Raw genomic sequence first — 11,271 nt, 5'->3', positions numbered from 1 at the left:
GCAATTTTCTCTTTGTCGTCATCAGTGGCAAAACCAAGATACTCTGTACCAGTTTTACTATTAGTTACCTCTCCCAATAGTCCTCCGTTGCGATCAAAAACTTTGACTTTGACAGCACCTACTGTGTCAAGGTCTCCTACTGTTATTCCCACACGGGCCAAATCTTTGTCGAACAAGATGCTATAAGCTGCATTCTGTTGAGTAGCAATGGCTCTACTATCTGAGAAGCTGGAGTCAGCAGCGACAATACTAATTCCACGAGTCAGGGGATCTGTAGATAAGGATAAGGGCTTGCTTGGGTTCCCAATGATGCAACCAAAAACTGTTACCCCTGGACAATCATTTTGTGAATAACTTTGACCTTCAAACATTGCTTTGAATGTCACAGTAGGAGCTGTAGTGTCTCCACCATATTCAGCAGGAGTGTACACTGGTTCGTAAGTATTTTCGGACAGTTCATTAAAAGTGATGTTGCCTGTAGGAGCATTCAAGTCTGAGGCTGTAATAATATGAATGCCGTTGAGAGTTCCACTGTGGGCTAGAGTTGGCTGAACTATCCAAGTTGCCAAGCTCAAAGTCAGGACAATTAAGTACGATGTTAGTTGTTTCATGGATTTTACTTTCAAAAAACAATGATTATGTTGAAAAAAACAAAAGTGACGAAGTAGATAAGATTCATACTTGCTCTAATGACTATACCAAAGAGCTTTTCTATTTACCTTCTGCTGTTTGCCATTATCATACCTGCTTTTCCAATCAATTAACGATTAAATCAAAAGTCTCGGTACGTGTATTACCATTGCCATCGTCAACGGTGATCGGAACATGATAAAGCCTACTACGTTTTGGCCCGGCAGGAAGGGGAGCATTTGGATCGACAATTATACTTTTTGTTGGTCGGTCAAATTTCAATCCATCGGGTAGCTTGGCATCAGAGATGTTGTAATACGAGGTCTTTACAGAGGAAATAAAAGCAGTTGAAACATCGATGGGTAGATTGGTTGTACTATTAACTGTTAACCTTGGAAAACTGAAATTGGGATTGACACTAAAGAGTGAGGGAGGATTTCCTGTGTTAATCGCCCTAACAATATTCTCAATGGTGTTCTGATCGATCGCTGTTGAATAAGAACCGAACAAAACTAAGTAGAAATTCTTGAAGTTATGATATGTAATCTTAGGTCTTGCGCGTACAAAAGTCAAGAGGCTCATACCAAAACGATTACCTCCGTTAGATAGAGTAGAGTGTTGAGGTTTCCCTGTGAGTTCTGAAGCACGAGTGTCTTCTGCAATCAAGAGCTGATGAACGGTGGGGGCATAACGACTATTACTAGGTATTTTTTCCCAGATAACAGCATTACTATCGACTTGGAATGTTCGTTCTACCCTAGGTCTTGAGCCATCGTAATCGTCACTCAGATCGACATCTAAAATATCTGTGTTAAAAGGTCTTCTTGCAATATTCACCCCTAGAATTGCTAATTCAGGGTACTGCCGTGTAAAGTAACGTCCCAATTGATGACCGGATTTTGAAGGAATATTAACCACCCGGTTTTCAGAATTAGGTAAATTCAAGATTCTCTCACTATAGTCGTAAAAAGTCAGATGTTGTAACTTCAAACATCCATAGAAGCCACTACGGTACTCAGGCACATAATTAGAAGAGCCATAGACATTAAAGATGGTCTTATCAGTCAACCCGCCTTCGGGACACCGACTTATTTTGTCCCGCCCAACTTCCAGGGTATGAAGATCGGGGATGACTTGACCGATCGCCCGATGGTTGCGGTTGAGACCTGCCAGCACTTGGTCTATACGATCAGCAGCCGCTGGCCTTTGGAAGCCTAAGAGGATGACCAGACAACCCATGAGCATCAACATGAGAATTTTTTTCATAGTTTTTATCTATTCAATAACAATCACAACATTATTCCAGTTCAACCGGAAGTTATTTGTTGCGATCGCAGAAATTAACACCAATATTGTTAAAAGTCAATAAATAATGTCAAAAACAGCAATAGCGCGTAGGCTTAATCGGAGGTTCTCGCCCTCTCAAAAAAGCCAGCACAATCTGTCTTGAGACTAACCTTGAATTGATAAGGTTGGACTCAACTTACCTTGATTTTTTTCGTTACTTTCAGGTCAATTCACCAAACTCGACCCAGATTGATAGGAAGGGCGATCGTTAAACTTCAGAATCTGCAGTTAATTGAAATTCTAGCATATAGGGATATTGATTTAATAAAAATCTCCGGAAAAGAGGGAGTAGGGAGTAGGAAGTAGGGAGTAGGGGGAAAGAATTAATGATTTATGCGCAATAATTAATTTGATTTTTAATCATCGGAGATGTCTAATTTATAGCAAATAAAGGGCAAGTTTATTTTCTGGAGATGTCTAGATGTCTAATTGATGAATCAGGACTTACGCACAGACACTGTGTATAGAGTACAGTAACTATTGGACAATAGTTATGAGTACTATATATAGCGTATCTGCGTAAGTCCTATGAATGAAAAACCCAGGTATATTTCATCTACTTTTTAACTCAATTATCTACCAAAATCAATATTTATTTAAAACTTTACTATTAAATTTTGTGAATAATTCCGGTCGATCGAGAATATAGGATTTATGTTATTCAATCTCAAATTGGAGTCAAAAACACTATGATATCATATTCAATTAATTTAACCACTTCATAGTCTTTCTGCCTTCGCCTGTGAGCGTCTCAAAACCTGTAGATAAAAAGCCCATACTCCAGTCCAAACAAGCTTTTCTGCCTGATAATATAATTCTTAATAAATTGTATAACCTGAATTTTTTAATCGTAAATTTACCCTGATTTTTTATTGACTTTTTTCCTGAAATATTCTTAACTATGAAATGTAATCAATTCATCGCAACAGTCAAAAAAACTAAGAGTAACGATTGAGCTAGTTAAAGAAATAAATGTCCTTAGCCTCAATCAAGCTTATTTGCTTGACTACTCCTGATTAATAGAAACAATGGAGTTTAAAAGTGATCAAACAACTTTGTAAGTCGCTGATAGCAGTCTTAATGGCGATCGCCTTAACGATCGTCGGACCTGGCATGGCTCAGGCCACACCCAATACCGTCACATATATAGAAGGTAGTCCGCCGATTCCAATTAACAGCGGTCTCAACTTTTCTGGTGGTTTAGAATATGGAGACGGTGAACTGCGGTTTAGTCTCAGTAACGGTACCCCCAACGACCAACTGAACCTGACCAGCGCCACCAATCCCAATGCCAAAGGAGCAATCTCAGTAGATAATTCCGGCAGCATTTTCTTAGGCAATGGATCTGGTACTAATCGTATTGGTTCAGTCCTGGAAACTGAAGACGGTACTAATGGCAAAGACTTAACCATTCGCTTTTCCAGTCCCCTGACAAATGCCGGGTTTGAAACAGGAGATCTGACTGGCTGGACAGCCTTTCAACAAAATTATAGTACTGTCCAAAACCTCAATGGTCAAAGCATTGCCTATGATTTCACCAAAAGTGGTGGTAGCACGGGCACGGGCAATATTATTGTTTCTACCCCCTCTGGGGCTATCTACACCGTTACTATCAACAACAAAACTGTACGCAGCGGCAACTACACCTTGCGCCTAGTCAGTAATGGCGGCATCACTGGCCCAAATGGTAGCAATCGTCCTTCAGGCAATGGTTCTCTCCACGGCCCTTATGTTCGTAGTGATTCCTTTGAAGCCTTTAAAGACGACAGTATCACCCTTGATTTTTCCGCCCAGCAGGGAAGTGATGCCTACGAAGTTTTTGGCTTTTTAATTGAGGCAGGTAGCGACAAAATTCTTGGTACCGGGGACGACAACCGCACTCAACTGTTCGCTAAACGTGGAGACACAGTTCCTTTCAATTCTGTCAGTGCTATCATCCCCGCAGATGGTCAGTATCAGTTTGAATTTGTTTGCGGTACCTATGATAAAACTGGTGGACTCGCCCTCGGTGCAAGCTTGTTTGTAGATAACGTGCGTTTAGTTTCTGCTACTTCCGTTACAGATGCTGTAATACAAGCAATTAGCGAACGCGTCACTTATAACAATATTTCTAACAATCCCAATGCTGATACCCGTCACCTGAACATCACTCGTAAAACTGCTAATAATATGAAAGATTCTACTACAGTAGATATTCTATTCACGGCAGTGAATGATGCTCCGACAATCATCACTAATGATGGTGCAACGGTAAATGAAGGAGAATCTGTAATAATCGGAGCTGCTAACCTCAAAGCAACCGATCCAGATGACGATGATGCTGACTTAGTCTACACTCTGAATGCTAAACCTAGTCATGGCAGTATTCAGGTTTCTGGAGTAAATGCCACTCAGTTTACCCAAGCTGATTTGAATGCAGGTCTTGTCACCTACGTTCACGACGGTTCAGAAACCATTGCCGACAGCTTTAGTTTTACATTAGCGGATGGTGGTGAAGATGGAGTTATTCCAATTGCGGGAACGTTTAACTTGAATGTCATCCCTCAAAATGACATCCCAGTAGTGGTTAATCCCATTGACGATCAAATGATTTACTCCCGCCGTCCTTGGAATTTCCCTATTCCTAGCAATACTTTCGAGGATGCAGATGGGGATGCCCTCGGGTTAACTGCAAGTTTAGCTAATGGCAATCCCTTACCTACTTGGTTGAGCTTTGACTCTGCTACAGGAATATTTAGTGGTACTCCTAGCAATGCTGAGGTGGGAACCCTTAAACTGGTTGTTACTGCAGACGATAGCCACGGTGGCAAAGTCAACACTGGTTTTGTTCTAACTATTGAGCGTGGTAACTATCCTCCTGTGGTAGTTAATCCTGTTAGCGATCAAAGCGCAGTGGTGACTCAACCTTTGAATTTTACTGTCCCCGGAACAACTTTTAGTGACCCGGATAGCGATCCACTTAGCCTCAGTGCGAGTTTAGCTAATGGCGATTCTTTGCCTACTTGGTTAAAGTTTGATCCGGCAACAGGAATGTTCAGCGGTACTCCTCCTAAAACCGATATCGGTACTCTTTGTTTGGTAGTAACTGCAGATGATGGACAGGGAGGAAAGGTAAGCGATCGCTTTAGCCTGAATGTTGAATCCTTGCTTTCTCTGAAGGAAACCTACACCAATCCTGACAACGGACATATTTACTTCTTAACCAAAGTTGCCACTTGGACTGATGCCCAAGCTGAAGCAGAAGAGGTAGACGGCAACCTTGTTTCCATCAACGATCAAATCGAACACGACTGGCTGTGGGGCACTTTTGGCACTGGCGAGCCGTTCTGGATTGGTCTCAATGATGTGAATGACGAAGGCACCTTTAGCTGGATCAGTGGTCAAGACTTTGACTATGAATACTGGCATCCCATTAAGCCTGACAGTGGCTATTATGGTGGTGAGGACGAAGATTATGTCGTTATGAATTGGCGTGACTTCCGTAACCCTGCGGATGGTTGGGCTGATGTGGAAAACGATGGTCCTTACTACGGCGAGCCTGTTCAGGGTATTGTTGAGGTTGAACCCGAAAACCTCGATTATTCTCTCAATGGTGATTCTGATTCCACTGCTTGTGACGAATTCTAAGTTACTGATTCATATCAAATCCGGTTAAACAGCCATAGAATAGTTAAGTCTTTAGAATTCAGCAATTCTGCAATTGCTGAATTCAGGAGAAGAAAGATAAGACAAGATGAGCATAGTTATGACAATTGGATAATTTTTTTATGTCCAATTAAGCGGATTTGATATCACTGGAAAATTGAGTCTGAAAGGAGGAGATTTCAGGGAAACTTTTGCTAAGATTTACACTGCTTTTTAGGTTAATGACCTTCAAGCAGTGTATAAGCACTTTGACTTGACTTTTCCCAAACAGGAATGATGTCAAATCACAAGCTAGCTAAGGCTGTTGCTGATATGGGGTTTTACGAATTTCGTAGACAGTTAGAGTACAAGTGTGAGTTATATCAAATCCGGTAGCATCGGTGTAATAAGATAGTGAATTCAGAATCCAGAATCCAGAATTCAGAATCCAGAATCCAGAATTCAGAATCCAGAATCCAGAATTCAGAATCCAGAATCCAGAATTCAGAATCCAGAATCCAGAATTCAGAATCCAGAATCCAGAATTCAGAATCCAGAATCCAGAATTCAGAATCCAGAATAAAGATCCTTTCAACCTCGATCCAGAAAACAATGGCATTGCTTGCCAGAATTTATAAGTTTAAATAGGGTTTTCTGAAAAAGTCTTTTTGTGAAGGCGGGGAGTAGGGACGTTGCATGCAACGTCCCTACAGACTCAACAGAGACAAGGAATTAAAGCTCGAAACAATTATCCACAGGTAGTTATAGCGCTACGCGCAAGTCAGAAGTCAGAAGTCAGAAGTTAGAAGTAATCCCTGACTAAGTTTGAGTGTCTATAATTGCCCTAATCTATTTGCGTAATGCTATAAAGGCAATTTTTCAACGTATGGAACTAAGAGTTAAGGTAGCTGAAGGCAATGAATTTGAGCTACTTGTAAACTCATAAATCAGCAAAAAATCTGTATAATCGATGACAAATACTATCACAGAACGTCAGAAACAATTAGCAAAATGGTTACGCAGCTTGATAGAAACTCTTCGCCTCCAGGGTGGGGAGACATGGAAAAATTTGGTGCATATTGTGTCTGAAAAAACTGCGACTATTGCTATTGATGGTACTATATTACAAGTAAGTGCCCAGGGGGGCGATCGCCTTCAACTGAACTTTGAGTATTCAGGAACACCAAACTCAATAGATTTCTCTAGTGATGCTCATACCTTCAGAGATATTGTAGCAGGTAAATTAACTGTGGATGGAGCGCTAGCAAGTGGCAGAATTTATGCTCGTAACAACTTGGATGAGTTATTGGGTATCTATGAACTGGTAACCCGAATTTTAGCCGATGGTGCGACTAATCATCAATTGCAGAAACTGTGGATGGAGTTTGACCAATCTTGGTCTGCTTTCCCCACTGGCAACCTGCCATCGCCCCTCGAAACCCAGAAACCTACTTACAATTATTTAATCAATAATGTACCAGAAGATGTATTAGCGATTGAGGTCGAACCATATCTAGGCCAACAAACCCCTACCAACCAGATAACTGATAACTGAAATGACACAGTCCAAAACAACCCACAGTAAGCGCATTGTGCTCACTACCTTTGGTTCATTGGGTGACTTATATCCTTATCTAGCGATCGCTCAAGGTTTAAAAAAACGAGGTCATCGCCCCTTGATCGCCACTAGCGAGAGATACCGTCAACAAGTGGAAGCTCAAGGCATTGAATTTTACCCAGTTAGACCTGATAGTTTGCCAGACTTTGAAGGAGATGGGGAATTTCTTAGTCTGATGATGCCCCAAGGGCGAGCGATCGAGTACGTTGTCTGTTATATGTTAATGCCGCATTTACGCGCTAGTTACAGGGACCTAATGGCAGCAAGCACCGGAGCAGATTTACTAATAACTCATCCCCTCACTTTTGCAGGTTCTCTGGTGGCAGAAAAAATTGGCATCCCTTGGGTATCTTGTATTCTCTCGCCTTACTCTTTCTTATCTGCTTACGATCTTCAGAGTTATCTTTGGAGCGGAAATATTCCCCTCTCTGATTACGAGAAAATACAAGTAACAGGAATGCAAGATAGCATAGCAAGGCATTCTAAGTGGCGGTCGCGTTTTTTTTTCGCCCCTTGGCGACAACTGCGAAAGGAACTTGGTTTAGCACCCAGTTGTCATCCTCTAGTTAGTGATTTGCAATCGCCATATTTAGTTTTAGCCTTGTTTTCAGAGTTGTTGGCAGCTCCACAACCAGACTGGCCTTCCCCCAATCTGATCGCGGGTTTTCCCTTTTATCGTCCTCAAAATTCAGAGGGTTTATCTGCGGAGTTGAAGCAGTTTTTAGATTGTGGGGAGCCTCCCATTACTTTTACTTTGGGTTCAATAGCGGTTATGACTCCGGGTAATTTTTATATTGAAGCAGCCACTGCCTTGAGAGAGTTGGGATATAGAGCTGTCTTATTGATGGGAGAGGAGGCAAAGAAGGTTTCACCAGCACTTTTACCAGAAGGCACTCTCGCTGTGGAATATGCCCCACACTCGGAACTTTTCCCCAGATCGGCAGCAGTGGTGCATCACGGTGGGATTGGTACTACTGGGGAAGCAATGTTAGCAGGTCGCCCGATGTTGGTAGTCCCCGATAAGTTTGATCGTCCGGATAATGCAGCGCGAGTTGTGCGTTTGGGCATAGCTCGGCAAGTTAGTCGCGATCGCTATTCTGCTGCTGTATTAGCTGCGGAGTTGAAGCAGTTGTTGTTCGACCCAATTTATCAAGAGCGAGCAGCTAGTGTAGGTCGCCTGCTACAAGCAGAAGATGGTGTTGGGAAAGCTGTGGATGCGATCGAGGATTTGTTAGGACTAGCGCCGCTGCGCGGAAGTCAAAATTTAAAAATCAAAAGTCAAAAGTATTGATTTGTAATTGTTTTAGGATTTTGTAACTGGTTATATCATGTCCGGATAATTAGTGATAAAAAAACCTTATCCTTTGGAACCTTTCTTTCCCTTCTGCCTTCTGCCCTCTGCTTTCCCTCTTCCAAAGTATAAATATTCAAGCGGACATGATATCATACCTCAAATCACCAAAGCCAAAAAATGAAAGCTACCCTTGAACTTGGAGAATTAAATGTCATTGCCAGATTTATTCGTTCTGGAAATGTTGTGTTTGATGTCGGTGCGTATATCGGTCAGTGGACTGATGAAGTTTTAAAACAATCCAGGGGCGATCGCCTCCAGATACATAGTTTTGAACCTCACCCCCAAACTTATCAAAAATTAGTAGGTAATCTCGCCCAAAAAATTAGTCTCGGGCAAGTTGTTGCCAATAATTTTGCCCTATCTAACTCGGAAGAAATAAAAGTACTTTATGATTATCAAGGTACTCCCTTCCTTAATACTTTATATCGCCGTAACTCTGAGGATGAAACAGTTTTTCATCTAGGAACGCCCAAACAATTTCCGATTTTGCTTACCACTCTTGATGCTTATTGTCAACGGTGGCAAATTAAACGGATTAATTTCCTCAAAATTGATGTTGAAGGCAGCGAATTGGATGCCTTAAAAGGAGCAACAAAAATGTTGCAGTCGGGCAAAATAGATTATCTCCAATTTGAATATGGCAATACTTTTAAAGATGCAGGAATTTCCTTGAAAGCTGTTTTTGAATTTCTACAACAATATCGCTATTCTTTGTTTAAAATTTTGCCTAACAAATTAGATTACAAACCGGAATTTTTGCCCGCAGATGAAGACTGGCAATGGTGTAACTTTTTAGCTGTTAACGAGCGTTTTGTTTCTGGAGTTTTGGGGCAGTTTCCCCAGATGTTTGACTTGGCAAAACTTTGTTCGCAAAATTCGATTCAACCAAGGGGCGTAATTCATATTGGTGCTTATGAAGGGGAAGAAATTCAAGCATATCGAGATATGGGAATGACAAAGGTGTTATTTGTGGAAGCTAACCCCCAAGTATTCGATCGCCTCCAGAAAAAGATGGCAGGAATGCCAGAAGTACGAGTAGCTAATTATGCTTTATGCGAGCGGAATGGTTTGGTAGATTTGCACATTGCTGCTAATGAGCAAAGCAGTTCGATTTTATCACCAAAAGATGATAGCGACCAGAGTATCTATACCAGAGAAATATCCAAAATAACTGTAGAGGCAAAAACTCTGGATAGTCTTCTGACAGAATTAGAATTGCCACCAGAAGATTTTAATCTGCTCAATATCGACATTCAAGGAGCCGAATTATTAGCGTTGCAAGGAGCAACTAATGCGTTGCAGTTTGTAGATGGGATTAATATTGAAGTCAATTATGAGGAAATTTATCAAGGTTGTCCCTTAATTGACGATATCGACGAATTTCTGGAAAAAGCAGGTTTTTATCGGATAGCAACAACCACACCTTATCATCATTCTTGGGGCGATGCTTTTTATGTCAAGAAACCAACTATTACCATGTCAACTCTAGGCCACAACGGCGGATTTGCCAATCAACTGTTCCAGTACAGTTTCTTAAAAATCTATGCCAAAGAACATAATTTGCGAGTAGAAACCCCAGAGTGGATCGGAAAAAAGATTTTTGGGTTAGACGATCCCCTAATTAGGCAACAACTCCCAGTTATTCCCGAAAATATAGAAAGCAATATGTCAATTTCTCATATTGTCAATTCCCCAGAAACTTTAAGCAACGTTGATTTTTGGGGATATTTCCAATATCACACCGCTTACTATGCCAAACACCAAGAATATTGGCGATCGCTATTTCAACCAGTTGAGGAAATTCAAGCCAAAATGCAGGTTGCCTGGGAAAGTCTGAGGGCAAAAAGTAAGACAATAGTGGCAATACATTTACGACTAGGAGATTATTTTTATATCTCTCCTCATTGGATAGCTCCTTGGGAATGGTATGGCGAATGGTTGCGGGGTTTTTGGGATACTCTAGAAGACCCGATACTTTATGTTGCCAGCGACAATGTAGAAACAGTGTTGGGGTGTTTTGTTCAGTATCAACCGATAACAGCAAAAGATTTGGGAGTTGAGTTACCAGAGGCAGAGTTTTATCGAGATTTTTATGTCTTAAGTCACGCTGATGCTGTAGCAATATCGAATAGCACTTTTTCTTTTGCTGCTTCCATGCTCAACCAACAGGGCAAATTTTTCTGTCGCCCCCATTTTCCATCCCAGAAGTTGGTTTCTTTTGACCCTTGGAATAGTTTGCCGTTGTTTAGGTAGTGGAACGTACACAATTTTTCAGCCTAAATATAGCCAATATCATGTCCGGTTGATATCATCAGGACTTACGCATTAACGCTATTAGTAGTAGACTGACACGCCTAAAAATGTAGGTTGGGTTGAACGGCAGTGAAACCAAACAAAACCTTACTAATGTTGGGTTTATCCTAACGGATAAGCTCCGCTAACGTCCCTCAACCCAACCTACACTTATTGCACCATTTTAGCTGTGTCAGTCCACTAATGTCAAGATAAGCGATCGCTAAAAATAGGTAACCCAAAACAGGCGATCGCTAAAAATAGGTAGCCCAAAACAGCCTATTTAGGGTTTGCTGAAAAAGTCTTATGGGTGAGGGTAGGAGTCAGGAGACAGGAGACAGGAGACAGGAGTTATATCATGTCCGGATAATTAGTGATGAAAAACTTATCATGAGTACTTCAACAG

Annotated in this window: 7 protein-coding genes and 1 pseudogene; 5 read left to right on the top strand and 3 right to left on the bottom strand. The window is 41.3% G+C overall.

Translation table 11 applies throughout. From position 1 onward, the window contains the following. Both F6K54_RS30370 and F6K54_RS30365 read right to left on the bottom strand, forming a co-directional pair. Positions 1 to 611: hypothetical protein (locus F6K54_RS30370; RefSeq protein WP_293086184.1), on the bottom strand; the 611-nt coding region annotated here is incomplete at its 3' end. Positions 612 to 756: 145 nt separating this feature from the next. Continuing rightward, positions 757 to 1,869: a putative Ig domain-containing protein gene (locus tag F6K54_RS30365; RefSeq protein ID WP_293086183.1), complete on the bottom strand. Its 1,113-nt coding sequence runs from the start codon at positions 1,867 to 1,869 to the stop codon at positions 757 to 759. A gap of 1,188 nt (positions 1,870 to 3,057) precedes the next feature. On the opposite strand from F6K54_RS30365, the pseudogene F6K54_RS30360 reads away from it, so the two are divergent. Next, positions 3,058 to 5,103 (top strand): annotated as a pseudogene (locus F6K54_RS30360) (putative Ig domain-containing protein); the annotation flags it as partial. On the opposite strand, the gene F6K54_RS43270 reads toward F6K54_RS30360, so the two are convergent. After that, positions 5,102 to 5,218: a hypothetical protein gene (locus tag F6K54_RS43270; protein ID WP_366558278.1), complete on the bottom strand. Its 117-nt coding sequence runs from the start codon at positions 5,216 to 5,218 to the stop codon at positions 5,102 to 5,104. The pseudogene F6K54_RS30360 and the gene F6K54_RS43270 sit on opposite strands and share 2 nt — an antisense overlap. Here F6K54_RS43270 and F6K54_RS43885 point away from each other — a divergent pair. The 4 genes from F6K54_RS43885 (at position 5,167) to F6K54_RS30340 (ending at position 10,826) form a co-directional block, all read left to right on the top strand. Then, entirely contained in the window at positions 5,167 to 5,604 is a 438-nt protein-coding gene (locus F6K54_RS43885) for a lectin-like protein (RefSeq protein WP_375342012.1), read from the top strand. The two genes, F6K54_RS43270 and F6K54_RS43885, sit on opposite strands and share 52 nt — an antisense overlap. A 967-nt stretch (positions 5,605 to 6,571) precedes the next feature. Continuing rightward, the gene (locus F6K54_RS30350) at positions 6,572 to 7,156 is read left to right on the top strand and encodes a hypothetical protein (protein WP_293086177.1); all 585 of its coding nucleotides are present in this window, start codon (positions 6,572 to 6,574) and stop codon (positions 7,154 to 7,156) included. A 1-nt stretch (position 7,157) separates the two neighbouring features. Next, entirely contained in the window at positions 7,158 to 8,510 is a 1,353-nt protein-coding gene (locus F6K54_RS30345; RefSeq protein WP_293086175.1) for a glycosyltransferase, read from the top strand. Between the two features lie 180 nt (positions 8,511 to 8,690). Further along, on the top strand, positions 8,691 to 10,826 hold the full coding sequence (locus F6K54_RS30340; RefSeq protein ID WP_293086172.1) for an FkbM family methyltransferase: 2,136 nt from the start codon (positions 8,691 to 8,693) through the stop codon (positions 10,824 to 10,826). Positions 10,827 to 11,271: the final 445 nt, after the last annotated feature.

The organism is Okeania sp. SIO3B5, from assembly GCF_010692555.1.
Classification (GTDB): Bacteria; Cyanobacteriota; Cyanobacteriia; order Cyanobacteriales; family Microcoleaceae; genus Okeania.
This window is presented reverse-complemented; position numbering and strand designations above follow the sequence as displayed.

What these genes read in the sequence shown, in the direction of transcription:
- F6K54_RS30350 (WP_293086177.1), top strand. Translation starts at nt 6,572, where the DNA reads ATGACAAATACTATCACAGAACGTCAGAAACAATTAGCAAAATGGTTA.
- F6K54_RS30365 (WP_293086183.1), bottom strand. Translation starts at nt 1,869, where the DNA reads ATGGGTTGTCTGGTCATCCTCTTAGGCTTCCAAAGGCCAGCGGCTGCT.
- F6K54_RS30345 (WP_293086175.1), top strand. Translation starts at nt 7,158, where the DNA reads ATGACACAGTCCAAAACAACCCACAGTAAGCGCATTGTGCTCACTACC.
- F6K54_RS30340 (WP_293086172.1), top strand. Translation starts at nt 8,691, where the DNA reads ATGAAAGCTACCCTTGAACTTGGAGAATTAAATGTCATTGCCAGATTT.